Raw genomic sequence first — 25,095 nt, 5'->3', positions numbered from 1 at the left:
TATGGAAAATCAAACGAATTGGACACCGTTTCCTGATGATAATTTATTAGGTATAACAGATAAAAATCAAATTAATGAATTTGAAGCAGTTGGTATTGCCAAAGCTGAACTTTATACTTTTGAATTAGATATTGATGTTGAAATTTCCACAATGCTAATTTTGGAAATTCATAAAATTGCTTTTGAACAACTTTATGACTGGGCTGGAAAATGGAGAACTACTGAAGTTTCTGTTGGACAGCTTATACCGCCAAAACCAAATATGGTTTTACATGCAATGTATCAGTTTTTGGATAACTTAAATTTTAAAATTTCAATTTCTAAAACACTTAACGATCATATCGAATGCCTAGTTTACGCTCATTATGAATTTATCAGAATTCATCCTTTTAACAATGGTAATGGAAGGACAGGAAGGATTCTTATGAACCTTATTGCTTTAAAATTTGGATATCAGCCTTTAGAATTATATCACAGAGAAGGTGAAAGTAGAAAGTTTTATATTAATGCTATGAAATTAGCAGATAATGGAGATTACAAATTATTAAACCAATTAATTAGTGAAGAACTGATTTCCTTTTAATTCTTTTTCCTTTAGGATGGCATCTACAATTTTAACAACTTTCCCTTTTGGAACCTGCTGGTCTTCTAATGACATTGTAGAAAATACAGTATCAGTAAGAACTTTTGATAAAAAAGTCTTATTTTTTAATTGTGGATATTTTTCGTAGAATTTCATAACTTGACAAAGTTATAAAAAAAAAGATTACTTAATATAATACAATTCAATCCGTTAAATGAAACTATCAAAATTCATGTTTGTAACTCTAATTCTTCTTTCATCTTTTGGATGTAAAAAGAAGGAAGCACCTGAATCTGAATTTGAAAAAGAGGTTTTAAATAGTGTTTTCGTCGAAATTGTGGATTCTATTTATATGGATCGGAGAATGATGCTTGGACCACCTCCTCCTCTATTTAATTCTAAAACAAACAAAGTTGATACGACAGGACATGCTGACGAATTAAAGAAATATCTACGGTATAAAGACAGCATAAAAAACATCAAAAAAAGAATCTTGCTAGGCGTTTATGATCAAGTTGGAAAAATTAGTTCTATGGAAACAGAAATAATTTCGAAAGAAGTTGATCTTTCAAACTATACGTATGACACTTTAAAAGAAGGTGAAGAATTTAAATTTAATTTAGAGCCTTTTAAAAAAGATAAAAAGTTCAATTTTCAATATACATCCAAATATCTTCATGAAAAAGAATGGAACTTAAATGATAATAGCAATTCTTTTATACCTGTTGGAACTATTTTTATATCCAGAATTCAATTTGATAAAACAAAAAAATCAGGAATTTTATCAGCTGGCGCTTCATGTGGAGGTGGAAAATGCGGAAGAGGTTTTCTTGTCATAATTGAAAACAAAGACGGTAAATGGAAAGTAAATAAAATTATTCATACTTGGGATTCGTAAACAAATCCGTTATTAAAAAAATGACCAATAAACCCTACATACAATCCTATATCAAAATAGAAAACAACGAAATTGTTCTCAACGGCGAATCCATATTCAAAATTGAACCAACCGATTTTGCTGATTTTGCTAAACAAGCTTTACGTCATTTCGAAATCCAATATCCAAAGTTTTTCAAAATGGATGCTTTGAGCAAACTGGCTTTTTTAGGATCAGAACTGCTTTTGAGTCCGATTACCTCAACGGAGCAGGAAAACAATATCGCTTTGGTTTTGGCGAATAAATCGTCGAGTTTGGATACCGATGTAAAATATCAGGAATCTATTTCAGACAAAGAAAACTATTTTCCGAGTCCGGCGGTTTTTGTTTATACACTCCCAAATATTTGCTTGGGCGAAATAAGTATCCGCCATCAGCTGAAAAGTGAAAATTCTTTCTTTATATTTGACACGTTTAACACCGAATTTATGTCGAATTATTCGAATATTTTGCTGAATACGAATAAGGCTGATACCGTTTTATGCGGTTGGGTAGAATTTTTTAATGAAAGTTATAAAGCTTTTCTTTGCATAATCGGAAACGAGGAAAACACAGAATATAAAAACGAAACTATCAATACATTATACAATAAATAATCATGGAAGCATTAAAAGAAGAATTAAAAAATAAAATCATAACGACTTTAAACCTTGAAGATATCGCAGTTGAAGATATTGCTGATAACGATGCATTGTTTGGAGACGGTTTAGGTTTGGACTCGATTGATGCACTTGAATTGATCGTGATTTTAGATAAAGACTACGGAATCAAATTAGTAGATCCGAAAGAAGGAAAAGCTATTTTCCAGTCTATCGAAACTATGGCTGCGTATATCAGTGCTAACAGAACTAAATAAATTTTAGATTTCAGACTTTAGATTTTAGATTTCTTAAACAGAAATATTAAAATCTAATTCAGATACTACGACAACTTTGTCAAAGTTTTAAACTTTGACAAAGTTCGAGCAAATCTAAAATCATAAATCTAAAATCTAAAATGACAAGAGGTGTTGCAATAACGGGAATGGGAATTATCTCTGCGATTGGTAATTCGGTTGAGGAAAATTACATTTCGCTGACCGAAAACAAAATCGGTATTTCTCGTATTCAAAATATAGCTACTGTTCACGCAGATGTAATCAAAGTTGGCGAAATCAAAAAAACCAACGAAGAACTCATCAATGAATTACAGCTCGACGAGAATAACAATTTCTCCAGAACCGCTATGATTGGCACTTTAGCAGCAAAACAAGCTGTTGAAAATGCTGGCATTACCGATATAAATGAATTTAGAACCGGACTTATCTCTGCTACAAGCGTGGGCGGAATGGATATGACGGAAAGACATTATTACGATTATTTCGAAAAACCAGAATTGGTTAAATACATTACTTGCCACGACGGCGGCGATGTTGCCGATAAAATTGCCGAAGAATTAGGTTTAAAAGGAATGGTGACAACGATCAGTACGGCTTGTTCTTCTGCAGCTAATTCGATTATGCTGGGCGCAAGATTAATCAAAACGGGAAAATTAGATCGCGTAATCGTAGGCGGTGCCGATGCTTTGGCAAAATTCACGATCAACGGATTTAAGACTTTAATGATTTTATCCGACGATTACAACAAACCTTTTGACAATACTAGAAAAGGATTAAATCTTGGTGAAGCGGCGGCTTTTTTAGTTTTAGAATCGGATGAAATTGTGGCCAAGCAAAATAAAAAAGTACTGGCAAGAGTTTCTGGTTACGGAAATGCAAATGACGCTTTTCACCAAACGGCTTCTTCAGAAAATGGAGACGGGGCATTTTTAGCAATGAAAAAAGCGTTTGAAGTTTCGGGTTTAAACCCTTCTGAAATTGATTACATCAACGTGCACGGAACGGCAACGCCAAACAACGATTTGTCTGAAGGACGCGCTTTGAAGCGAATTTACGAAGACTCCGACGTTCCTGATTTTAGTTCTACAAAACCTTTTACGGGTCACACTTTAGCGGCCGCAGCGGCAATTGAAGCCGTTTACAGCGTTTTGTCCATTCAAAATAACGTGGTTTATCCAAATTTGAATTTTGATGTTCCGATGGAAGAATTCGATTTGAAACCACAGACTACTTTAAAAAATAAAACTATCGAACATGTTCTCTCTAACTCTTTCGGATTTGGAGGAAATTGTTCCACTCTTATATTTTCAAAAAGCTAATGACAAAAAAAACATATATAAATGGAGTAGGCTGTATTTCGACTCAAAAAACATTTGATACTGTTTTTTTAGAAGAAGCTATTGTCAATCATGACGAAAATGTACTGGCAATTGTTCCGCCAGCATACAAAGAATATATTTCGCCAGCTGCCAGCCGACGCATGGCAAAAGGTGTAAAGAACGGAATCGTTGCTTCTGCATTGGCAATGAAAGATGCGAATGTAGAAAACGTTGACGCGATTATTACCGGAACTGGTTTGGGCTGTATTGAAGATTCTGAAAAATTCCTGAAAAGTATTTTAGACAATAATGAAGAATTTTTAACTCCGACTTCTTTCATTCAGTCGACTCACAATACAGTTGGTGCTCAGATTGCTCTTTTACAGCAATGTAAAGGTTACAATTTCACTTACGTGAATGGTGCTGTTTCTTTTGAATCAGCTTTGATTGATGCGAAAATGCAAATTGAAGAAGAGGAAGCCAGTTCTATTTTAGTCGGTGGAGTTGATGAAAACGGCGATTATACTACTGCCCTTTTCAAACTAAACGGTCGAATTAAAAAAGACAATTCGGGTCCGTACGATGTTCTGACTTCTAATACAAGTGGAGCAGTTTACGGAGAAGGCGCGAGTTTTTTTGTTTTAGAAAATGAAAGAAAAGAAAATACGTATGCTGAACTTTTAGACATTTCTATTGTAAATACTCTGGAAGAAAGTGAAGTTGAAACCGCAATCCGATCTTTTCTAAAATCAAATAATTTGGAAATTTCAGATGTTGATGCTTTGATTCTAGGTTTTGACGGAAATGCTAATTTCGAAAATTATTATAAAAATATTGCTGAAAATACATTTGCTCAAACTCCTGTTTTGTATTACAAACATTTGTGCGGCGAATATGATACGGCTTCGGCTTTTGCTTTTTGGATGGCGACTAAAATTTTAAAAACGCAGGAAATTCCAGAAATTATAAAAGTAAATTCAGTTGCAAAACCAGTTTACAAAACGATTTTATTATACAATCAATTAAACGGAAAAAACCATAGTTTTACGCTGCTGTCAAAATGATAACGCACAAAAACATATCACTGTTTTTTATCTTTTTATTGCTTTTATTGTTTCTTCTGAATCTTTATAATGCAATTCATTTTCTGTGGTTTGTTCTTATAATTCTAGTTTGGATAGGAATCAATGCTTTTGGTTCTGCCCGAATTTCTTCCAATTATCATGTAAAAGCGTTTTGTAATAATGCTTTAGAAAAAGAAAAAAAGATTGCTTTGACTTTTGATGATGGCCCGAGCGTTTATACGTTGCAAGTTTTGGAACTTCTAAAAAAATACAATGCCAAAGCAACTTTTTTCTGTATTGGAAAAAATATTGAAACGCATCCTGAAATTCTTCAAAAAGTAATTTCTGAAGGACATTTAGTTGGAAATCATTCGTACTCACATTCTAAGTTTTTTGATTTTTATAATGCAAAAAAAGTAATCGAAGAACTTCAAAAAACAGATGAACTTCTCGAAAAATTCACTTCCAAAAAAATCAACTTTTTTCGTCCGCCTTATGGAGTTACGACGCCTTCGATTCGGAGAGCTTTAGAAGTAACCGGACATAACGTTATTGGATGGAATATTCGTTCGCTTGACGGCGGAACAACAAATGTAGAATTGATTTTGAAGCGAATTAAAAAACACGTTTCTCCCGGTGGAATTGTACTTTTGCACGATACGGGATCTCACTCTGTTTTGGTCTTGGAACAGTTTTTGCAATTTTTACAGCAAAATAATTATCAAGTCGTTTCGATTGAAGAACTTTTGAATCTTAAGGCTTATGCAGATTGAACGCGAATGACACGGATTCGCTTTCGTGAAGACGCGGATAAAAACAGCGGACGTGTCCTGCAAGGTTTTCGAAACCTTGTAGGTCTACAATCAACAATACCTAAAAGGTTTCGAAAACCTTGCAGGAAATTAAATAACAAAATATGAAAACTAAAATAGCACTTCTTATTCTTTTTATTTCAGGCAATTTGTTTGCTCAGGAACAAAAAATGTCTGCTGCAGAAATCTCTCAGTTTAAAGAAGATGTAAATGTGGTGGCAAAAAAAATCAAGACTTTAACTACCGATTTTGTTCAGTACAAACATTTGGATTTTTTGTCGAAAGATATTGAGACTTCAGGAAAAATGATTTTTAAAGAACCTGCGCTTTTGCAATGGCAATATAAAAAACCATACAATTACAGCATTACTTTTAAAAACGGAAAAATCCTGATTAACGACGAAGGAAAGAAAAGCGCTGTCGATATTGGAAACAGCAAAATCTTTGCCCGAATCAATAAATTAATTGTGGGAAGTGTGAGCGGGAATATGTTTGACGATAAAGAATTTACGATTTCGTATTTTAAACTAAAAGGTCAGAATCTGGCGAAATTTATTCCGAAAGATGCGACGCTGAAAAAATACATCAAACAAATCGAACTGACTTTTGATAAAGAAGAAGCAACTGTGGTTCAGGTAAAATTGTTGGAATCATCTGAAGATTATACTCGAATTGTACTTAAAAATAAAGTGATCAATGCAAAAATCGACGATTCAGTTTTTACTAATTAATTGCTTTCTGGCAGTTGTTTTAATTTCTTGTGGTTCGGTCACAAAAAACTATACGCCCAAAAAATTAGACAAAACGTCTTACACGGTTCCCTATTTCTCAGATTCAAAAACCGATTATGTTTACAAAACTAATATCAGTGTTTACGGAAATGAATTGTCGGGAATTTTTATTGCCAAAAAAATAAACGATACTACGCACCGAGTTGTTTTTACAACCGAATTTGGAAATAAATTAATGGATTTTGAAATTTCAGAAACCGATTTTAAAGTCAATTCAATTGTGTCTGAACTAGATCGAAAAATATTGATCAATACTTTGAAAGAAGATTTCAGATTGCTTTTAAAAAAGGAATATCAGATTCAGGAACAATTTGAAGACCAATCGGCAGACATTTATAAATCGGCAAACGGCAAACGCGACAATTATATTTTTATCTCCAAAAAAGATCAAAAACTAGAAAAGATTGTTCATTCGTCTAAAACAAAAGAAAAATTTACACTGTTTTTCAATTCAGAAAACAATATTTTTGCTGAGAAAATTCAAATAATTCATCAGAATATAAAGCTGAAAATTGAGTTAAATTATTTTAAATCAGAATAGAAAATTAAACTAACCATAAACTTTAAATCAATTCAAAATGAGAAAATTTGCTGTACTTGCAATTATGTTATTAATCGGAATCCAGACAGAAGCGCAGGTAAGAGTTAGTCCTGGACTTAGAGGAGGTTTGAATGTATCGACATTAACGAATATTGACGACAATAGTTCGAAAACAGATTTTTATATTGGCGGATTAGTGGATATCAAATTCAATAAATATTTCTCAGTTCAGCCAGAGATTACCTATTCTAGACAAGGTGATGAAGGAAGATACTTTGAAAATGGCCGTTATTATTCTGAAAAATATGAGTTAAATTATATAACACTTGGAGCTGTTGCAAAATTTAACTTTAAAGGTGGCGGTTTTCACGTTTTGGCGGGACCATCTTTAGATTTAAAAGTGGATGATAATTACATTAATTCGAATCCTGAAGATTTCGATCTTGCAATTGTTGGAGGTGTTGGCTACACGTTACCAAACGGACTGACTTTTGAAGCGAGAATCAAACAAGGTCTTGTTGATATTTATGGTTACGATTACTATGACAATGACTATTATTATGATGATGTAATTTTGAACCAAGTTTTCCAAATTGGAGTTCGCTATACATTTAAAACAAAATAAAAACATTATAATATAAAATGAGAAGACAAAGTTTAACTATAATCTTATTCGCTTTTTTTGCATTTGTAACAACACAAGCTCAAGTGACCTTTAAACCTGGAATACATGCTGGAATAAATATTTCTAAATTGACAAACACAGATTTAAACAGCAAAACAGATTTTTACATTGGAGCTTTTGGAGCTTTAAAACTTGGAAGAGTTTATACCCTTCAGCCTGAATTAACGTATTCAAGACAAGGTGGAAAAGGAAATCAAGCCGTAGGAACTGAAAGCACTTATGATCCACAAACCAATATGTATACGAATTCTGTTGTTAGTGCCGATGTTAATGCTTCGTTGCAATATATTTCTGCAATAACAATTAATAAATTTAATTTTAATGAAAACATATACGCTTTGGTCGGACCCTTTTTTGATATACTAGTTTCAGATAACTTTGAAACAAATCCTAAAGGTTTGGAGGGAAGTTTTTCAAAAGGAGAAGATATTGATTTAGGTATTGTTGGTGGTTTAGGTTATAGTTTTAATAATATTGCTATTGAAGCAAGAGTGAAAAAAGGAGTAACTGATGCCTACATTAATCGTTATGTGTATAGCGATAGTACTAATAATTTAGTATTTCAGTTAGGTGCAGCATATTCATTTGGAAAATAAAAAATATGATATTACAAGATTTTTATAAAATACTCTCGGAGGAAAAAGTATCCGATTCAAAATATAATATTACAATTTTAGTCAACGAAAAACATGAGGTTTTTAAAGGTCATTTTCCTGGAAATCCTATTATGCCAGGTGTTTGCATGATTCAGATTATTAAGGAACTTACAGAATCGATTGTAAAAAATCCGTTGATGATTCAGTCTTTGGCAAATGTAAAATTCATGGCCCTGATTAATCCAGAGGCTACACCAGAATTACGATTGGAACTGGATGTTACAACTACTGAAGACGGTTTGGTAAAAGTGAAAAACACGACTTACTTTAACGACACGACTGCTCTTAAACTGAGCACAGTGTATAAAAAAATATAATTATGAAACTGTTACTGACATTACTTTTATGGGTTAGTTTTGCTGGAACGCCAGATTTGGCTTCGATCCGCAAAATGTATTCTGATGTAGCAAAATCAGAAACCAACGCCAAAGATTTTGTTGCAAAACTTTCGGGCGTTTCCAATAATGATGATAAAATTTTAATCGCTTATAAAGCTGCTTCCATTTTAGTAGATTCTAAGTTTGAGAAAAAATTAGGCGAAAAAATTGAACGTTTTAAAGAAGGCGCTAAACTTCTTGAAGCAACAATAAAAAGCGATCCAAGCAATATCGAAATGCGAATGATCAGACTGAGCGTTCAAGAAGATGTTCCTGGAATTACGGGCTACAAGAAAAATATTAAAGAAGATAAAAAATTCATTACGACGTATTATGCATCGCAAAGTGCGGCTTTGAAAGAGTATCTTAAAGACTTTGTTTTACAATCTAAAAGTTTCTCTGAAAAGGAGAGACAATTCGTGAAGTAAGCCCAAAAAACACCTCATGAAATCACAGCACGAATTACTTAGTTCGACTAACTTTTGCGTTATTGTGCCTACGTACAATAACCAGAAAACACTAAAAAAAGTACTGGATTCTATTTTAGATTTCACGACAAATGTCATCATTGTCAATGACGGATCGACTGATTCTACGAGCGAAATTTTAAAATCGTATTCTCATTTAACGCAAATTCACCATCCTCAAAATATAGGAAAAGGACGCGCGTTAAGAAACGGATTTAGAAAAGCGCTGGAATTGGATTTTGAATACGCCATTACAATCGATTCTGACGGACAGCATTTTGCAGCAGATATTCCCGTTTTCTTAGAAGCCATCCAAAATGAGCCAAACACTCTTTTGATTGGAAGCCGCAATATGACGCAGGAAAATGTTCCGAAGAAAAGCAGTTTTGGAAACAAATTTTCTAATTTTTGGTTCAAGTTTGAAACCGGAATAAAACTAGACGATACCCAATCTGGATTTAGATTGTACCCGATTCGATTACTGCCAAAACGTTTTTATACCAATAAATTTGAATTTGAAATCGAGGTTATTGTACGCGCTGCGTGGAAAGGAATTACCGTAAAAAATATTCCAATTCAAGTTTTGTACGATCCAGCTGAAAGAGTTTCGCATTTCCGTCCGTTTCAAGATTTTACCCGAATCAGTATTTTAAATACGGTTTTGGTAACCAATGCTTTGCTGTATATAAAACCTCGCGATTTCTTTAGGCGAGCAAAAAAAAAAGGTTTTAAAAAATTCTTTCTAGAAGATATTTTAGAAAGCAACGATTCTAATTTTAAAAAATCTGCGGCAATCGCTTTAGGTATTTTTATCGGACTTTCTCCTTTTTGGGGATTTCAAACTGTACTGCTTTTTACTTTTGCGGCCTTGTTCAGACTTAACAAAGTCATTGCTTATCTTACGTCAAACGTAAGTTTTCCGCCTTTTATTCCGTTTATTATTTATGCTTCACTTCAAGTGGGAAGTGTTTTTGTAACCAGCAGTACGCCGCTGGTTTTAGACAGTTCCATTACACTCGACGATATTCAAAAAAATGCTACTCAATATATCGTAGGAAGTCTTATTTTAGCATCCGTTTCGGCGCTGACAGTTGGCTTAATAAGTTATTTGCTTTTAACCGCTTTCAGTTCCAAAAAATAAAATAAATATTTAAGTTATGTTTGCCACAGATTAAAATGATTAAATGATTTTTACATCCAGTTTGTCAGGCTGAGCGAAGTCGAAGCCCACGTCCAATTGGAACGCCCTTCGACTTCGCTCAGGGTGACAAACTAAAGCAAATCTTTTAATCTGTGGCAAAAAATTAATAAATAACCATGCATCAATATTTCTACGCCATTCATTTGTTTGTAAATCGAAGAAAATCTCTTTCGGTGCTACTGGCTTTATTGATGCTTTTGGTTTTCGGCTTTTTTGCTTCAAGGTTGAAGTTTGAAGAAGACATCACCAAACTTATTCCCACAAATGACAAAACCGACGTTACGGCCAAAGTTTTAAAACAATTAAACTTTGCCGATAAAACCACCGTAATTTTCAGCTTGGATAAAAATGGTTCTGCAGATGATTTGAAAGAAATGGCGACTGTATTTTCAGACAGCGTTTCAAAATCTTGCAAACCTTACATCACAGGAATTCAGGGAAAAATTGACGAGGAAAATATTCAGGAAACTATTGATTTTGTTTATAACAATCTTCCTCTTTTTCTAGATGATAAAGATTATGCTGCTATCGAAAAGAAACTTCAAAAAGACAGCATCACAGCAACCGTTGAAGGAAATTACAAATCGATTATTTCTCCTTCTGGATTTGTTACTAAAGATTTTATTCTGCAAGATCCGTTTGGAATTTCTTTTATCGCTTTAAAAAAATTACAGCAATTAAATATTGGCGACGATTTTACGCTAGAAAATGGTTTTGTAATGACGAAGGACAAAAAGAAATTGTTGCTTTTTATCACTTCAAGTATTCCGTCAAGCGAAACAGAAAAAAACACCCTTTTTGCCGAAAAACTAAAATCGATTCAAGAAAATCTAAATCAGAAATTTAAAGGCAAAACTTCCATCAGCTATTTTGGTTCTGCGCTTATTGCAGTTGCAAACGCTACCCAAATTAAGAGCGACATTATTTTGACAACATCCATCGCGATGTTTACTCTGATGCTGATTCTGATTTTGTTTTATCGAAAAATCTTGATTCCGCTTATTATTTTTCTTCCGACGGTTTTTGGAGGTTTATTTGCGGTTGCATTTTTATATTTTGTAAGAGAACAGATTTCGGCAATTTCATTAGGAATTGGTTCTATTCTTTTAGGAATTACGATCGATTATTCCATTCACATTCTCACTCATTACAAACACAACAGCGATGTAAAAACATTGTACAAAGACATTACAATGCCCGTAATTATGAGCAGTTCTACAACGGCTGTGGCGTTTTTATGTCTGCTTTTTGTAAAATCGGATGCGCTGAATGATCTCGGAATTTTTGCCGCCGTAATTGTTATGGCTTCGGCAATTTTCTCACTTTTGATTATTCCTCATTTATACAAACCAAAAGAAAATCCGGCAGAATACAAGAAAAATGTGATCGATAAAATGGCGCATTTCTCTTTTCACAATGATAAATTCTTAATTGGTTTTTGTGTCATTATTACCATTATTTGCTGTTTTACTTATAATGATGTTGGTTTTAATAACGATTTATCACAACTGAATTTTATTCCGAAAGAAATAAAAGCTGCCGAAAAACAACTGGAAGAAAGCACGAGTCTGACTTCTAAAACTATTTATGTGGCTTCTTACGGAAAAAGCATGGAAGAAGTTTTGCAACATAATACCCAGCTTTTTTCTGCTTTAGCAAAAGAAAAAAAGGAAAACAAAATCTTAAATTTCAGTTCTGTCGGAGGCATTATGCTTTCGCAGGCAGCACAAATTCAGAAAATCGAAAAATGGAATGCGTTCTGGAATACGCAGAAAAAGCAATTTTTAAAATCAGAATTAATTGCCGAAGGTTCTAAATTGGGTTTTAAACCAACAACTTATAATTTGTTTTTTGATCATTTAGATTTTGATTTCAAACCTATTTCCGCAAATGAATATTTAAAAATTCAGGCTTTACAATTCCAGGAATTTGTTACCGAAAAAAATGGTTTTTACACCATTTCGACTTTAGTAAAAGTAGCACCGGAACAGCGTGATGCTTTTGTAAAATCGGCTTCAGTAAAAGAAAACATCATTGCAATCGACCGCCAGCAAATGAACGAAACGTTTTTCAGCACTTTAAAAACCGATTTTAATTCATTAGTAAATTATTCTTTTGTTGCCGTAATTCTAATTCTGTTTTTCTTTTTCCGAAGAATCGAATTGGTTATTGTCAGCTTAATTCCAATTGCTTTAACAGGAATTGTAACCGCGGGAATTATGGGACTTTTTGGCATTCAGATGAATATTTTCAGTATGATTGTCTGCACTTTAATTTTTGGACACGGAGTCGATTTTAGCATTTTCATGACCAGCGCACTTCAAAAAGAATACAGCAACGGCGTTAACGAAATTGCGATTTACAGAACCTCAATTATTTTGGCCGTAATCACGACAATTTTAGGAATCGGCGCCATGATTTTTGCCAAACATCCTGCACTGACTTCTATTTCATTGGTTTCTTTAATCGGGGTTTTTGCCGCACTTATTATAACTTTCATTTTCTATCCGATTCTATTTAAAATATTTATATCAAATCGATCAAAAAAAGGAAATCCGCCTTTTCAATTGCGAACTTTTATTCACGGTGTTATTTCATTTGCCTATTATGGTTTGGGCGGAATTGTGATGTCAATTTTCAGTTTTACCATTATGCCGATTTTGCCTTTTAGCAAAAAAGCAAAAATGAAAGCTTTCCGATATGTGATTTCAAAATTCATGAAATCGGTCTTGTATTCTAATCCGTTTATCCGCAAAAAAGTAGTTAATCATTTCAATGAAACCTTCGAAAAACCAGCTGTAATTATTGCCAACCATTCTTCGTTCTTAGATATTTTATCTATCGGAATGCTGAGTCCAAAAATTATTTTCTTGGTAAGCGACTGGGTTTACAACTCTCCTATTTTTGGTGGTGTTGTGAGAAAAGCAGGTTTTTATCCCGTTTCTGAAGGTCTTGAAGGCGGTGTCGAACATTTACGCAAAAAAGTAAATGAAGGCTATTCGTTAATGGTTTTCCCAGAAGGAACACGATCAGAAAATAATGTTATAAAACGATTCCACAAAGGCGCTTTTTTCCTTGCCGAAGAATTTAAAATCGATATTATTCCGATAGTTATTCATGGCGCTTCAGAACTAATTCCGAAAGGCGATTTTGTCATTCATCACGGAAAATTGACGGTTACGATTTTAGAAAGAATCACTCCTGAAAATCTTTCTTTCGGAACAAATTATACAGAAAGAGCCAAGCAGATTAGTAGTTTCTTTAAAGGAGAATATCGAAAAATCCGTCAGGAATTGGAAGGTCCCGATTATTTCAAAACCATGCTCATTAACAGTTACGATTACAAGGAAATCGAAATTGGAAATAGCGTAAAAAAAGATGTAAAGCAAAATCTTGAAACCTATTATAATTTAAATAAACTCATTCAGCCAAAAGCAAAAATTCTTCATTTAGGAAACGATTACGGACAATTGGATGTTTTATTGGCGCTACAGGAACCACAGCGAAAAATAGTTTCTTTTATAAATGATGAAGAAAAATTGCTGGTTGCCAAAACCAATTATTTAGTTAAAAAGAGAAAAATAACCTATCTCGAAAAATTAGAATTGGCAATTGAAAATCATTGCGATGTCCTTTTAATTTCTGATGAAAATTACTCAAAAGAAATCGAAAAAATAATTGCACCCGTTTCTTCTATAATTTTAGTCAATTGTTCTCGTTTAAAAAATCAGTTGGAGAATTTTGAAATTGTTGCTGATGAAAATGCTTTAATCGTTTTAAAGAAAAAACAATGAAAAAACAGTACGATGTAGTCATAATTGGCAGCGGTTTGGGCGGATTGGTTTCTGCCGTTATTCTGGCAAAAGAAGGCTACAGCGTTTGTGTACTCGAAAAGAACAATCAATATGGCGGAAATCTCCAAACTTTCGTACGAGATAAAACCATTTTTGATACTGGAATTCATTATATAGGAGGTTTGGACGAAGGCCAAAATCTGCATCAATATTTCAAATATATTGGCATAATGGATCATTTGAATCTGAAAAAATTGGATGAAAATGGTTTTGATATAATTTCCTTCGAAGACGATAAAACCGAATATCCGCACGCCCAAGGTTTCGAAAATTTCATCAAACAACTGACTCTTTTTTTTCCTGAAGAAAAAGAAAATCTAGAAAAGTACTGCGAGAAAATAAAAGCCGTTTGCAAAACTTTTCCGCTTTACAATCTAGAATCTCAAGGAAAATATGATGACGAAATTCTAACGCTTAACGCGAAAGAAACCATCGATTCTTTCACTCAAAATGAAAAACTGAAAGCGGTTTTGGCTGGATCCAATTTTCTTTATGCGGGCATAGCCGAAAAATCACCTTTTTATGTTCATGCGCTTGTCGTCAATTCTTATATTGAAAGTTCGTGGCGATGTATAAACGGTGGAAGCCAGATTACGAAACAGCTTCTGAAACAGCTGAAAAAATACGGTGGCGAATTCTTTAAACACAAAGAAGTAACACAATTTGAAGTCGAAAATCAGAAAGTGAATTCGGTTAAAATGAAAGACGGAACGGAGGTTTCGGGAAACATTTTTATTTCGAATATCGAACCCAAAACGACTTTGAAAATGGCGGGTCAGGAAAACTTTCGAAAACCGTTTGTCAATAGAATCCAAGATCTGGAAAGCGTACTTTCTGCTTTCAGCCTTTATATTGTTTTTAAACCAAAAACTTTCAAATACATTAATCATAATTATTACCATTTCAAAAGTGCCAATGATGTTTGGACGGCGCATGATTACGACGAAAACTCTTGGCCAAAGACTTTTATGGCTTCCATGAATCCGTCTAAAAAAGACGAAGAATGGGCAGATGGAATGACGTTTTTAACGTACATGAAATATGAAGATGTCAAAGCTTGGGAAAACACTTTTAATACGACTTTTGAAGAAAATGAAAGAGGTGAAAGTTACGACGAATTCAAAGCTAAAAAAGCAGCGAAATTTTTAGAAGAAATCGAAAAAAAATTTCCTGATATAAAAGATTGCATCAAATCGGTGCATACCTCTACTCCGCTCTCCTACCGCGATTATATAGGTGGAGACGGCGGAAATATGTACGGATATGTTAAAGATTCTAATAATCCGATGAAAACTTTAATTCCGACCAAAACTAAGCTAGAAAATCTTTATCTTACAGGCCAAAGTATTAACATGCACGGAGTCTTAGGCGTTACAGTTGGAGCGGTCATAACTTGCTCAGAAATTGTAGGAAAAGAATATCTGCTGGAAAAAATCAAAAAAGCATCTGAATAAAATGTAAGGGAAAATTCCAAACAGAAAATTCCAAATCCCAACTCAGCTACTAGCGTTATGAAAAACTCAAGTTTACTTTTATCTTCTCTATTTTTTATGTTGATAATTGTTTCCTGCGGTACTTCAAAATCAAAAAAACATACGCCTGACATTTCGGCTTTCAATGCTACAAAACCAACTGTTCAGAAAATATCAGACAGCATTTTTATTTCTGGATCCAATTCGCTTTTAAAGAATAAACAAGGCCTTTGGGAATTGTATGTCGAAGGCGATCCACTAGAAATCGGATTGACAACAGGCGCGCTAACCGATTCGCTCCTCGAAAAACAGCAGCATATTTTTTTCTCTAAAATAACCGATTTTGTTCCTTCAAAATTTCAGCAGAAACTGCTTCGCCAATTTTTAAAGTGGTACAATCGAAAGTTATATTTAAATGTTCCAAACGAATATCAGACTGAGATTTATGGTGTTTCGCAATATACTTCGGCAGAGTTTGACAATATAGCACCACAATTTCAACGAAGTTTATACTTGCATGCTGCTCACGATATTGGTCATGCTCTGCAAGATTTGGCTTTAGTAGGCTGTTCGTCTTTTGCAGTTTGGAACGAAAAATCGGAAAATGGAAATTTAATCCTCGGGCGTAATTTTGATTTTTATGTGAATGACGCTTTCGCGGAAAATAAAATCATTGCCTTTATAAAACCCGAACAAGGATTTCCGTTTATGATGGTGACTTGGCCTGGAATGATCGGTGCTGTTTCTGGAATGAACTTCGAAGGATTGACGGTAACGATTAATGCTTCAAAATCTAAAATTCCGCTTAGCGCGAAAACTCCGATTTCTATTCTGACACGAGAAATTTTGCAGCATGCCAAAACTATTGACGAAGCCGCTGCCATTGCAAAAAAGAGAAAAGTATTTGTTTCTGAATCGATTATGGTGGGGAGCGCCAACGATAACAAAGCCGTTTTAATTGAAGTTTCGCCAGATAAAATGGATGTTTACGATGTTCCGAACAGCGATCAATTAATTTGTTCGAATCATTTTCAAGGTGAAGCTTTCAAAAATGACAAACGAAATCTGGAACAAATTGCCAACAGCCATTCTGAATATCGATATGAAAGAATGCAAGAATTACTATCTGAAAATCCAAAAGTGAATCCTGAAATTGCTTCTGAAATTCTGCGAAATAAAGAAGGTTTGCAAGATCTGGCTTTAGGTTACGGAAACGAAAAAGCTTTAAATCAGCTTTTGGCGCATCACGGAATTATCTTTAAACCGAAAGAAAAATTGGTTTGGGTTTCGGCAAATCCGTTTCAGTTAGGCGAATTTGTTTGTTATGATTTAAATTCCATTTTTGGAGAAAACCGTAATGAAACAAAATCTTTTCAGAAAGAAAATTTGAATATTGCCAAAGATCCATTTTTGGAAACGGTTGCGTTTCAGAATTTTAAAAAATTTAAAATTGAAGATCATAAACTAGATGCGATTCTAGAAAAGAAAGAAAACGTTTCTCCAGAGTTTCTTCAAAATTATCAGGCATTAAACCCCAATTATTGGGTTGTATATTATAAGACAGGATTGTACTTTTACCAAAAAAAGGAATTTCTTCAGGCAAAGCAAAATTTTGAAAAGGCTTTAAGACACGAAATCACCACAGTTCCTCAAAAAGAAGAAATTGAAAAATATTTAAAAAAAATCAAAAGAAAATTAAAATGATTCCAGCAATAGAAAAAGATTCTTTAGAAGAAATTAAAATTTTTCAAGAAAAAAAACTAGCCGAACTTTTAGCTTATATCAGCGAGAACTCTCCTTTTTACAAAAGGCTTTTTGCAGGACAGAATATTGATATTTCAAAAATAAAAACGCTCGAAGATTTACAGCATCTCCCAATTACAACCAAAGAAGATTTACAGCAATACAATGATGATTTTTTATGTGTTCCACAGCATAAAATTATCGATTACGCCTCTACTTCAGGAACTTTAGGAGATCCTGTAACTTTTGGTTTAACGGATTCTGATTTGGATAGACTGGCTTATAATGAAGCCATTTCGTTTGCCTGCGCTGGAATTGCAGAAGGCGACGTTGTGCAGTTAATGACAACCATCGACCGAAAATTTATGGCAGGTCTTGCCTACTTTTTAGGTTTGCGAAAACTGAAAGTTGGAGTTATTCGTGTTGGTGCAGGAATTCCAGAAATGCAATGGGATTCTATTCTAAAATACAATCCGAGTTATTTGATTACGGTTCCTTCTTTCCTTTTAAAATTAATTGAATACGCTGAAATTCACGGAATTGATTATAACAATTCGAGTATAAAAGGAGCAATCTGTATCGGAGAATCTCTGAGAGAACAAGATTTTTCGATGAATATTCTATCGAAAAAAATCACAGATAAATGGAATATTAAGTTGTTTTCTACTTACGCTTCCACTGAAATGAGTACAGCTTTTACCGAATGTGAACATGGAAAAGGCGGACATCATCATCCAGAATTAATCATTGTTGAAGTTTTAGACGAAAATAATATGCCTGTGAAAAACGGCGAAACGGGCGAACTGACTTTTACTACTTTAGGAATTGAAGCCATGCCTTTATTGCGTTTTAAAACCGGAGATATGGTTCAGTTTCATGACGAGCCTTGCGCTTGTGGACGAAATACGTTGCGTGTTGGACCAGTTGTGGGACGTAAAAAACAAATGATTAAGTATAAAGGAACAACATTGTATCCGCCAGCGATGAACGATGTTTTGAGCAGTTTCGATAATATTGAAAATCACTTAATTGAAATCTCAACCAATGATTTAGGCACCGACGAAATCTTGATCAAAATTGCGGTAAAAAATCAGTCTCCAGAATTTCTGCAGGAAATAAAAGATCACTTTAGGGCAAAATTAAGAGTGACTCCAAAAATAGAATTTGTTCCAAAAGAAATTCTAAACCCTATTGTTTTTAACCCAATGAGTAGGAAACCAATTCGCTTTTTTGATTATCGTTAGATTTTTTTTGAAACCATATAAGTGATGTAAGTTCATTTTAAAAAACTTTGAGCTTAAAAAAATGTGATGACCTTAAATTTGTTAAACACTTTTCCATACTTATATGTACTAAAAAACAGCTTTGCAATTTAAATGAACTTATATGTCTTATATGGTTCAATTTTAACAATTTACGCTGACTTTGAATGTTTTGCTGTGAATTGAACTAAATGTTGTAATTTTGCAAAAAATATAGATGATGGTTAAGATTGGCAATATAGAACTACCCGAATTTCCTTTATTACTTGCTCCGATGGAAGATGTGAGTGATCCGCCGTTTCGCAGATTGTGCAAAACGCATGGAGCTGACATGATGTACTCTGAGTTTATTTCGTCTGAAGGATTAATTCGTGATGCGATAAAAAGCCGCATGAAGCTGGATATTTTTGATTACGAACGTCCGGTCGGAATTCAGATTTTTGGTGGTGATGAAGAAGCAATGGAGATGTCATCTAAAATCGTTTCTACTGTAAAACCAGATTTAGTAGATATCAATTTTGGATGTCCGGTAAAAAAAGTAGTTTGCAGAGGTGCTGGTGCAGGAGTTTTAAAAGATGTTGATTTAATGGTTCGTCTGACAAAAGCAGTTATTAAAGGAACAGATTTACCTGTTACTGTAAAAACCCGTTTGGGCTGGGATGATAACTCGATTAATATTGACGAAGTTGCTGAAAGACTTCAAGATATTGGTGTTCAGGCTTTGACCATTCACGCTAGAACACGTGCACAAATGTATAAAGGCCATTCAGATTGGTCGCACATTGCTCGCGTAAAAAACAACCCAAGAATTACAATGCCAATTTTCGGAAACGGCGATATCGACAGTCCAGAAAAAGCGCTAAAATATAAAAACGAATACGGAATTGACGGAATCATGATCGGTCGTGCTGCGATCGGTTATCCGTGGATTTTTAATGAAATCAAACATTTCTTTAAAACGGGTGAACACTTGCCTGCTCCAACGGTTATCGATCGTGTTGAAGCTGCCCGAAATCATTTGCAATGGTCAATGGATTGGAAAGGCGAGCGTTTGGGAATTGTAGAAATGCGTCGTCATTACACAAATTATTTCAAAGGAATTCATTCATTTAAAGAATTCAAACAAAAATTGGTTACTACTGATGAACCTGAAAATCTTTTTGCGATTATGAAAGAGATTGAACAGGTTTATGCGGGGTATGAGTTTGTTTAAAAATATATAAACTTTGTCAAAGTTTTTAACTTTGACAAAGATGAATAAGTTATAAAAAAGGAAGACCTTCAAATATTTGAAGGTCTTCCTTTTTAAACTTATACCTGTACTCTCTTCCACTTTCCTCTTTTATAGAAAAAGATTCCTGCTAAAGTAATAGCCGTTTCAGCAACTGGAATAGCAATAAAAACTCCAGTTGGTCCCATATTAAAATGTTTCGCTAATACAAAAGCCAGCGGAATTTGGAATAACCAAAATCCAAAGAAATTAATCCCTGTTGGTGTCCACGTATCTCCTGCTCCGTTGAAAGTATTAATGAGAACCATTCCGATTCCGTAGAAAATAAAACCGATGCTCATGATCTGCAAAGCTTCAATTGCGATGGTTTTTACTTGTTCATCATTCGTGAAAAACGAAATAATATATTGTCCAAAAGCCAAAGTAATAATCATAATCGTTGCCATGAAAATGACATTATACCTAGCCGTTGTATAAACCGATTTTTCGGCACGATCGATTTGTTTCGCTCCTAAATTCTGCCCGACCAAAGTCGCTGCCGCATTGCTCAATCCCCAAGCTGGAAGAATGAAAAACATCATAATTCGCAACGCCGTCTGATAACCCGCCGAACCATGATCTCCACCTGTTGTAGCCACTAATTGAGCTAAGAAAATCCAACTGCAAGATGCAATTACAAATTGTAAAATTCCAGGCGCGGCAATTTTTACTAAAGCTTTTATCTGTGCAAAGTCTGGAGCAAAATATGGAATTTTTATTTTTAAAATTCCGTTTCCAAAAAACAGATGATAAACCTGATAGAGAACTCCAATGCTTCTTCCGAAAGTGGTTGCCAAAGCGGCTCCAACTAATCCGAAAGCAGGAATTGGTCCAAAACCATTAATTAAAATCGGACATAAAATGATGTTACAAATATTAGCAATCCAAAGGCTTTTCATCGCGATTGCTGCGTTTCCAGCGCCGCGGAAAATTCCATTTATAAGGAACAAAAGCATAATACATAAACTCGATCCGATCATGATTTGGGTAAATCTGTAACCGTGTTCAGCTGATTCTACTGACGAACCCATTAGAATTAGAATATCTTTTGCATAGATAATTCCGAAAATGCTTAAAACACTATTAACAGCAAAAGCGATAATAATAGCCTGCATTCCAGCTTTTGCAGCAGCGATTGGATCTTTCTCTCCAATACGTCTCGCCACGACTGCTGTTGCCGCCATACTCATTCCGATTGCGAGAGAATAAATTACAGTCAATACCGATTCGGTTAAGCCAACGGTTTGAATGGCAAAACTGCTGTGCTCTAAATGTCCGACGAAATATAAATCGACTAGAGCAAAAACCGATTCCATCATCATTTCTAAAACCATCGGAATGGCCAATAGAATTACAGCTTTTTTTATACTTCCAGAAGTATAGTCAAAAGATTCGTCGCCTTTTAAGGCTTGTTTTAAAGTAGTGAAAAATTTAGAAAAGAAGCTTTCCTTTATAGTTGTTTCTGTCATGATATTTTAGGATAAATGATAAAATTGGTTCAGATGTTTCTTATCTGAACTAAAAAAGTAAACGTAAGTATCCTAATTATTCTAAAAATAAAATAGGATTAGGCAGAAACAATCATATGCTGTAGATTTATAAGGCGGTAAATATAAGTAATATTTTTTAAGAAATATTAATCAAGCAGTTTTTTACTCACTCGGCTGCTGGCAATTAATGAAGCAACAAAACCTAGTGAAATAATTGTTGTCATTACAATTAAAACATTTTCTATTGTAAAAACAACGGGATATGCCAAAGTCGGCGTGATCATGATAAGTTCAAATTTCTGCTGTAATATCACGAGGATTATTCCCAAAACCAGTCCGATTAAGCCGCCGAAAACGCTTAATAAAGTTCCTTGAAGCAGAAATATTTTTCGAAGATCTGTGATATCTGTACCTAAATTAAAAAGCGTTTTTAGATTTCCTTTCTTTTCTAAAATCATCATAATCAAGGCGCCAATCAAATTAAAAAGCGCCACAATGATCACTAATGTAAAAATCAGGTAAACGGCAATATTTTCTGTATTGAGCATTTTGTATAAAGACTCATTCAACTGTGCTCTATTTTTTAAAGTAATTTTATTTTTAAAAATAGAATTTAGCTGTGCCTTTATGGCTCCTTCATCTGCGTTTTCTTTTAATTTAAATTCAATTCCTGAGATTTGATTGGGTTTGTACATTAGCAATTCTTGCACTAAACCTAAATCTGCAAATACATATTTTGAATCTAAATCTTCGCTGATAGAATAAATTCCAACTGGCAGAACATCTGTTTTATTGAAAGCTTCTTCCGGATTTTCGATTGCTCCTTTTCCTGGTTTTGGTGCAAAAACCTGCAGAGGATTTTCAAAATCAAGAATTCCCATTGAGAAGTTTTGAGCTAAACCGTAACCAATTACAACCTGAAAACTATCTGGTTTAAGCCATTGGCCATTAAAAAGCTTTTTCTTGATATCGTTAACAACTGGATAAAGGCTGTCAACACCTTTCAAATAAGTAACTTGCTGTTTGTCTTTAAATAAAAACAAAACACGTTCTTCTATTATTTTGGTGTAAGAAGCAACGCCATCTATTTTTTTTATTTGAGCTTGCTGCTCTGGAGTGATTACAAATGATTTTCCGTATGTACTGGTCAATTTTAAATCTGGGTCAATTTCATTTGTAAACGAAAGACTGAAAACTTTCAATCCGCTGAAAACAGACAAAACTACAAACAAAGCCATCGTGCCAACAATGATTCCCATGCTGGCAATGCGGTTGATAATATTGATAGCATTGTTTTTGCTGCTGCTAAAAATATATCGTTTGGCTATGTATAAAGGAAAATTCAAACTACGACTTTCTTCTTTTTTCTAAAAGATCACGATTTTCTATTGGATTTTCTTTTCCTGCAAGTGCATTGTCGATTTTCTCAATATAATCTAATGAGTCATCAATAAAGAATACCAAATTGGGAACACGGCGTAATTGCAGACGCACACGCTGTGATAAATCATGTTTGATTAAAGTTGTATTTGTTTTAATTGCTTCTAATGTTTCTTTGGCTTTTTCTTGCGGAAAAATGCTTAAATATACTGTTGCCACAGATAGATCTGTAGTTACACTAACTTTGGACACTGAAATTACCAAATTTGTAATTCCGTTTTTTCTCACTTCACCTTGCAGAATATCAACCAAGTCTTTTTGAATGACACCACCTATTTTTTTCTGTCTATTTGTTTCCATACTGCAAAAATACTACTTTTTAAATTCAATAAAATGCAATTTCAAATCAACTTCAAGATCAATTTACATTTTACTGCCTAAAAAATTGAAATTAATACCTCTCATTTTATTTTCATTTAAAAAAATAACTATCTAAAATACGTTTTCTTTCTCAGTTTTCTCGTGACAAAAATCATCTTTTAGCTATCAAATAATCTTCAAATTTGATGTAAATCTAACACCATCAAATTATGAAAAAGAGAGAACCAATCAGCCACATTATGACCAAAACCGTCATAACTATCAATCAAAATGATGATTTAAAAAGTGTAGTGCAAAAATTAAAATCCAATGCTATACGACACCTTCCTGTTGTAAATGGAAAAGAAGTTGTGGGAATTATAAGCCGTACCGATATTAACCGACTGACTTTTGGTGCATTGTTTGACGGACAAGATGGTGCAGACGAAGCTGTTTTAGAAATGCTTACTATTCCGCAGGTTATGACTTCAAAACCTAAAACAGTTTCTCCAGATCTTATTATTAGAGATTTGGCAGAGATTTTTGTGACAGAAGAATTTCACGCTGTTCCAGTTGTGGATCAAGGAGAATTGAAAGGAATTGTTACGACAACAGATGTTTTAAAATATTTCTTAGAAGAAAGTTATTAATATAAAAAAAGGGAGCTTAATTGCTCCCTTTCTATTTTATCTGCTTTGCAGCCATCCTTCCGGATTATTGTTTGATGTATTTTGAAGAATCAAGAATTTGATGATTGTTTTTCCTGTATCACCGCTTGTTCTAACTCTTCCTATACTTTGTTTGATCGATACTTTATCGCCCTGACTTACAGAAACCGAACTCAAGTTTTGGTAAACCGTAAAGTAATCTCCATGCTGAATTACCACTGCTTTATTTACTGGAGACAAAACGATTACTTTAGAAACTTCTCCTGCAAATACAGCTCTTGCACTTGCGCCGTCTTCGGTAGTAATCTCTACACCAGAATTATGTACTGTAATTGAAGGATGCAGCGGGTGTGGCTGATCTCCGTATCCAAGAGAAATAAATCCTTTTTCAACAGGCCAAGGCAATCTTCCGCGGTTAGCTTTAAAATCGGCTGCTAAAACTTTATCTTCTGGAGTTAAAGCAATTTTAGACGAAGAAACTGGTGCTTTCGTTTCACTTCCTGGATTTGCTTTTGCTCTTTCTGCCGCTGCTTTTCTATTCGCTTCGGCAATAGCTTCACGAATTAAACGGTCAATCTGTCTGTCAATTCTTTTAGATTCGCTTTGTTTAGATCGAATATCGGCAGCAATTTTATTTTTGTCCTTTTTAAGAGCATTTACTAGTTTCTGCTGTTCTTTTTTCTCCGCTTCAAGAGTAACTTTTTCTTTCTGATTTTCAACTATAATTTTCTTTTTTACTTGGCGCTGACCATCTAGTTTAGCATTAAAATCTACTAACTGGGCCGTTTTTGATTGAATTTCTAAACCTTGATTTTTTCTAAAAGCGGTGTATTGTTTCAAATATTGTGCTCTTTTGTATGCCTGCAAAAAGCTTTCAGAAGACAAAATAAACATGGCGCGGCTTTGCTCAGAACGGCTTTTGTATGATTTCAAAATCATTTCGGCATAATCTTCTTTTAGAACTTTTAATTCTTTTTTAAGTTTATTTACCTGAACCTGATTAATATACATGTCATTACTAAGCAGTCTTTCTTGTTTTGCCGTAGTATTAATTAATTTCTCTTTTAATTTGATTTTATTGGCCTGAATCAAATATTCGTTTACAGCTGATTTTTCTTTTTTACGAACAGATTGAAGCATTTTTTCATTGTCTCTGATTTCCTGCTGAATCTGTGCTTTACGCTGCTCCAGTTTTTCTTGCTGCGAATCCTGCGCCCACACAAAAGTAGTGGCACATATTAAAATTAGGCTTAGGAGAAATTTTGGCATGTTTATGTTTTCTTTTT

The 25,095-nt window shown here is 34.0% G+C and carries 25 protein-coding genes; 20 read left to right on the top strand and 5 right to left on the bottom strand.

Annotation, left to right across the window (positions count from 1 at the left end):
• Nucleotide 1: 1 nt before the first annotated feature.
• Nucleotides 2-583 carry a Fic/DOC family protein gene (locus tag AC3E9W_RS02760; RefSeq protein ID WP_488766713.1) on the top strand — a complete coding sequence of 194 codons (582 nt, stop codon included), beginning with the start codon at nt 2-4 and terminating at the stop codon, nt 581-583.
• Here AC3E9W_RS02760 and AC3E9W_RS02755 read toward each other — a convergent pair.
• Complete coding sequence (locus AC3E9W_RS02755) at nt 554-739, bottom strand: hypothetical protein (RefSeq protein ID WP_488766711.1); 186 nt, start codon at nt 737-739, stop codon at nt 554-556. The two genes, AC3E9W_RS02760 and AC3E9W_RS02755, sit on opposite strands and share 30 nt — an antisense overlap.
• A 58-nt stretch (nt 740-797) precedes the next feature.
• Between AC3E9W_RS02755 and AC3E9W_RS02750 the strand changes: the two genes are divergently transcribed.
• The 18 genes from AC3E9W_RS02750 to dusB all read left to right on the top strand — a co-directional run bounded on the left by AC3E9W_RS02750 (nt 798) and on the right by dusB (nt 19,854).
• Entirely contained in the window at nt 798-1,481 is a 684-nt protein-coding gene (locus tag AC3E9W_RS02750; RefSeq protein WP_488766710.1) for a hypothetical protein, read from the top strand.
• 20 nt (nt 1,482-1,501) lie between these two features.
• Nucleotides 1,502-2,116 carry a 3-oxoacyl-ACP synthase gene (locus AC3E9W_RS02745; protein ID WP_488766709.1) on the top strand — a complete coding sequence of 205 codons (615 nt, stop codon included), beginning with the start codon at nt 1,502-1,504 and terminating at the stop codon, nt 2,114-2,116.
• A 2-nt stretch (nt 2,117-2,118) separates the two neighbouring features.
• Complete coding sequence (locus AC3E9W_RS02740; RefSeq protein ID WP_306154122.1) at nt 2,119-2,376, top strand: phosphopantetheine-binding protein; 258 nt, start codon at nt 2,119-2,121, stop codon at nt 2,374-2,376.
• A gap of 140 nt (nt 2,377-2,516) precedes the next feature.
• On the top strand, nt 2,517-3,716 hold the full coding sequence (locus AC3E9W_RS02735) for a beta-ketoacyl-[acyl-carrier-protein] synthase family protein (protein WP_488766707.1): 1,200 nt from the start codon (nt 2,517-2,519) through the stop codon (nt 3,714-3,716).
• The gene (locus AC3E9W_RS02730; protein WP_488766706.1) at nt 3,716-4,780 is read left to right on the top strand and encodes a beta-ketoacyl synthase N-terminal-like domain-containing protein; all 1,065 of its coding nucleotides are present in this window, start codon (nt 3,716-3,718) and stop codon (nt 4,778-4,780) included. Before AC3E9W_RS02735 ends, AC3E9W_RS02730 begins: the two co-directional genes overlap by 1 nt.
• Nucleotides 4,777-5,553: a polysaccharide deacetylase family protein gene (locus tag AC3E9W_RS02725; RefSeq protein WP_488766705.1), complete on the top strand. Its 777-nt coding sequence runs from the start codon at nt 4,777-4,779 to the stop codon at nt 5,551-5,553. Before AC3E9W_RS02730 ends, AC3E9W_RS02725 begins: the two co-directional genes overlap by 4 nt.
• Nucleotides 5,554-5,696: 143 nt before the next feature.
• On the top strand, nt 5,697-6,323 hold the full coding sequence (gene lolA2 / locus AC3E9W_RS02720; RefSeq protein WP_488766702.1) for a flexirubin biosynthesis/transport protein LolA2: 627 nt from the start codon (nt 5,697-5,699) through the stop codon (nt 6,321-6,323).
• The gene (lolB2, locus tag AC3E9W_RS02715) at nt 6,289-6,924 is read left to right on the top strand and encodes a flexirubin biosynthesis protein LolB2 (RefSeq protein ID WP_488766701.1); all 636 of its coding nucleotides are present in this window, start codon (nt 6,289-6,291) and stop codon (nt 6,922-6,924) included. Before lolA2 ends, lolB2 begins: the two co-directional genes overlap by 35 nt.
• A gap of 37 nt (nt 6,925-6,961) precedes the next feature.
• On the top strand, nt 6,962-7,549 hold the full coding sequence (locus AC3E9W_RS02710; protein WP_488766699.1) for a porin family protein: 588 nt from the start codon (nt 6,962-6,964) through the stop codon (nt 7,547-7,549).
• A 17-nt stretch (nt 7,550-7,566) separates the two neighbouring features.
• On the top strand, nt 7,567-8,205 hold the full coding sequence (locus AC3E9W_RS02705) for an outer membrane beta-barrel protein (RefSeq protein ID WP_488766697.1): 639 nt from the start codon (nt 7,567-7,569) through the stop codon (nt 8,203-8,205).
• 5 nt (nt 8,206-8,210) lie between these two features.
• Entirely contained in the window at nt 8,211-8,582 is a 372-nt protein-coding gene (locus AC3E9W_RS02700) for an ApeI family dehydratase (protein ID WP_306154107.1), read from the top strand.
• A 2-nt stretch (nt 8,583-8,584) separates the two neighbouring features.
• Nucleotides 8,585-9,070: a hypothetical protein gene (locus AC3E9W_RS02695; protein ID WP_456891506.1), complete on the top strand. Its 486-nt coding sequence runs from the start codon at nt 8,585-8,587 to the stop codon at nt 9,068-9,070.
• 16 nt (nt 9,071-9,086) lie between these two features.
• Nucleotides 9,087-10,250, top strand: coding sequence for a DUF2062 domain-containing protein (locus tag AC3E9W_RS02690; protein WP_488766695.1), 1,164 nt, complete (start codon nt 9,087-9,089; stop codon nt 10,248-10,250).
• 176 nt (nt 10,251-10,426) lie between these two features.
• Entirely contained in the window at nt 10,427-14,104 is a 3,678-nt protein-coding gene (locus tag AC3E9W_RS02685) for an MMPL family transporter (protein ID WP_488766693.1), read from the top strand.
• Nucleotides 14,101-15,618, top strand: a complete 1,518-nt coding sequence (locus AC3E9W_RS02680; RefSeq protein ID WP_488766691.1) for a phytoene desaturase family protein — start codon at nt 14,101-14,103, stop codon at nt 15,616-15,618. Before AC3E9W_RS02685 ends, AC3E9W_RS02680 begins: the two co-directional genes overlap by 4 nt.
• Nucleotides 15,619-15,675: 57 nt before the next feature.
• On the top strand, nt 15,676-17,340 hold the full coding sequence (locus AC3E9W_RS02675; protein ID WP_488766689.1) for a C45 family autoproteolytic acyltransferase/hydrolase: 1,665 nt from the start codon (nt 15,676-15,678) through the stop codon (nt 17,338-17,340).
• Nucleotides 17,337-18,623: a flexirubin biosynthesis putative acyl-CoA ligase FlxY gene (gene flxY, locus AC3E9W_RS02670; RefSeq protein ID WP_488766687.1), complete on the top strand. Its 1,287-nt coding sequence runs from the start codon at nt 17,337-17,339 to the stop codon at nt 18,621-18,623. The genes AC3E9W_RS02675 and flxY overlap by 4 nt, the downstream gene beginning before the upstream one ends.
• A gap of 238 nt (nt 18,624-18,861) precedes the next feature.
• On the top strand, nt 18,862-19,854 hold the full coding sequence (gene dusB, locus AC3E9W_RS02665; RefSeq protein ID WP_306154850.1) for a tRNA dihydrouridine synthase DusB: 993 nt from the start codon (nt 18,862-18,864) through the stop codon (nt 19,852-19,854).
• Between the two features lie 98 nt (nt 19,855-19,952).
• Here dusB and AC3E9W_RS02660 read toward each other — a convergent pair whose 3' ends face one another.
• From AC3E9W_RS02660 to rbfA, 3 genes are all read right to left on the bottom strand, one after another.
• On the bottom strand, nt 19,953-21,380 hold the full coding sequence (locus AC3E9W_RS02660) for an MATE family efflux transporter (RefSeq protein ID WP_488766685.1): 1,428 nt from the start codon (nt 21,378-21,380) through the stop codon (nt 19,953-19,955).
• Between the two features lie 167 nt (nt 21,381-21,547).
• The gene (locus AC3E9W_RS02655; protein ID WP_488766683.1) at nt 21,548-22,747 is read right to left on the bottom strand and encodes an ABC transporter permease; all 1,200 of its coding nucleotides are present in this window, start codon (nt 22,745-22,747) and stop codon (nt 21,548-21,550) included.
• A gap of 1 nt (nt 22,748) precedes the next feature.
• Entirely contained in the window at nt 22,749-23,141 is a 393-nt protein-coding gene (gene rbfA / locus AC3E9W_RS02650) for a 30S ribosome-binding factor RbfA (protein WP_095930618.1), read from the bottom strand.
• Nucleotides 23,142-23,371: 230 nt separating this feature from the next.
• On the opposite strand from rbfA, the gene AC3E9W_RS02645 reads away from it, so the two are divergent.
• Nucleotides 23,372-23,791, top strand: coding sequence for a CBS domain-containing protein (locus tag AC3E9W_RS02645; protein WP_306154089.1), 420 nt, complete (start codon nt 23,372-23,374; stop codon nt 23,789-23,791).
• Nucleotides 23,792-23,827: 36 nt separating this feature from the next.
• On the opposite strand, the gene AC3E9W_RS02640 is transcribed toward AC3E9W_RS02645, so the two are convergent.
• Entirely contained in the window at nt 23,828-25,078 is a 1,251-nt protein-coding gene (locus tag AC3E9W_RS02640; RefSeq protein ID WP_456891525.1) for a murein hydrolase activator EnvC family protein, read from the bottom strand.
• Nucleotides 25,079-25,095 lie beyond the last annotated feature (17 nt).

This window comes from Flavobacterium sp. 38 (assembly GCF_057799715.1).
The sequence above is the reverse complement of the archived record's forward strand: the minus strand, read 5'-3'. Positions and strand labels throughout refer to the sequence as shown.

What these genes read in the sequence shown, in the direction of transcription:
- flxY (WP_488766687.1), top strand. Translation starts at nt 17,337, where the DNA reads ATGATTCCAGCAATAGAAAAAGATTCTTTAGAAGAAATTAAAATTTTT.
- dusB (WP_306154850.1), top strand. Translation starts at nt 18,862, where the DNA reads ATGGTTAAGATTGGCAATATAGAACTACCCGAATTTCCTTTATTACTT.
- AC3E9W_RS02680 (WP_488766691.1), top strand. Translation starts at nt 14,101, where the DNA reads ATGAAAAAACAGTACGATGTAGTCATAATTGGCAGCGGTTTGGGCGGA.
- AC3E9W_RS02730 (WP_488766706.1), top strand. Translation starts at nt 3,716, where the DNA reads ATGACAAAAAAAACATATATAAATGGAGTAGGCTGTATTTCGACTCAA.
- AC3E9W_RS02740 (WP_306154122.1), top strand. Translation starts at nt 2,119, where the DNA reads ATGGAAGCATTAAAAGAAGAATTAAAAAATAAAATCATAACGACTTTA.
- AC3E9W_RS02695 (WP_456891506.1), top strand. Translation starts at nt 8,585, where the DNA reads ATGAAACTGTTACTGACATTACTTTTATGGGTTAGTTTTGCTGGAACG.
- AC3E9W_RS02700 (WP_306154107.1), top strand. Translation starts at nt 8,211, where the DNA reads ATGATATTACAAGATTTTTATAAAATACTCTCGGAGGAAAAAGTATCC.
- lolB2 (WP_488766701.1), top strand. Translation starts at nt 6,289, where the DNA reads ATGCAAAAATCGACGATTCAGTTTTTACTAATTAATTGCTTTCTGGCA.
- AC3E9W_RS02710 (WP_488766699.1), top strand. Translation starts at nt 6,962, where the DNA reads ATGAGAAAATTTGCTGTACTTGCAATTATGTTATTAATCGGAATCCAG.
- AC3E9W_RS02685 (WP_488766693.1), top strand. Translation starts at nt 10,427, where the DNA reads ATGCATCAATATTTCTACGCCATTCATTTGTTTGTAAATCGAAGAAAA.
- AC3E9W_RS02745 (WP_488766709.1), top strand. Translation starts at nt 1,502, where the DNA reads ATGACCAATAAACCCTACATACAATCCTATATCAAAATAGAAAACAAC.
- lolA2 (WP_488766702.1), top strand. Translation starts at nt 5,697, where the DNA reads ATGAAAACTAAAATAGCACTTCTTATTCTTTTTATTTCAGGCAATTTG.
- AC3E9W_RS02705 (WP_488766697.1), top strand. Translation starts at nt 7,567, where the DNA reads ATGAGAAGACAAAGTTTAACTATAATCTTATTCGCTTTTTTTGCATTT.
- AC3E9W_RS02660 (WP_488766685.1), bottom strand. Translation starts at nt 21,380, where the DNA reads ATGACAGAAACAACTATAAAGGAAAGCTTCTTTTCTAAATTTTTCACT.
- AC3E9W_RS02725 (WP_488766705.1), top strand. Translation starts at nt 4,777, where the DNA reads ATGATAACGCACAAAAACATATCACTGTTTTTTATCTTTTTATTGCTT.
- AC3E9W_RS02675 (WP_488766689.1), top strand. Translation starts at nt 15,676, where the DNA reads ATGAAAAACTCAAGTTTACTTTTATCTTCTCTATTTTTTATGTTGATA.
- AC3E9W_RS02735 (WP_488766707.1), top strand. Translation starts at nt 2,517, where the DNA reads ATGACAAGAGGTGTTGCAATAACGGGAATGGGAATTATCTCTGCGATT.
- AC3E9W_RS02760 (WP_488766713.1), top strand. Translation starts at nt 2, where the DNA reads ATGGAAAATCAAACGAATTGGACACCGTTTCCTGATGATAATTTATTA.
- rbfA (WP_095930618.1), bottom strand. Translation starts at nt 23,141, where the DNA reads ATGGAAACAAATAGACAGAAAAAAATAGGTGGTGTCATTCAAAAAGAC.
- AC3E9W_RS02640 (WP_456891525.1), bottom strand. Translation starts at nt 25,078, where the DNA reads ATGCCAAAATTTCTCCTAAGCCTAATTTTAATATGTGCCACTACTTTT.
- AC3E9W_RS02755 (WP_488766711.1), bottom strand. Translation starts at nt 739, where the DNA reads ATGAAATTCTACGAAAAATATCCACAATTAAAAAATAAGACTTTTTTA.
- AC3E9W_RS02750 (WP_488766710.1), top strand. Translation starts at nt 798, where the DNA reads ATGAAACTATCAAAATTCATGTTTGTAACTCTAATTCTTCTTTCATCT.
- AC3E9W_RS02690 (WP_488766695.1), top strand. Translation starts at nt 9,087, where the DNA reads ATGAAATCACAGCACGAATTACTTAGTTCGACTAACTTTTGCGTTATT.
- AC3E9W_RS02645 (WP_306154089.1), top strand. Translation starts at nt 23,372, where the DNA reads ATGAAAAAGAGAGAACCAATCAGCCACATTATGACCAAAACCGTCATA.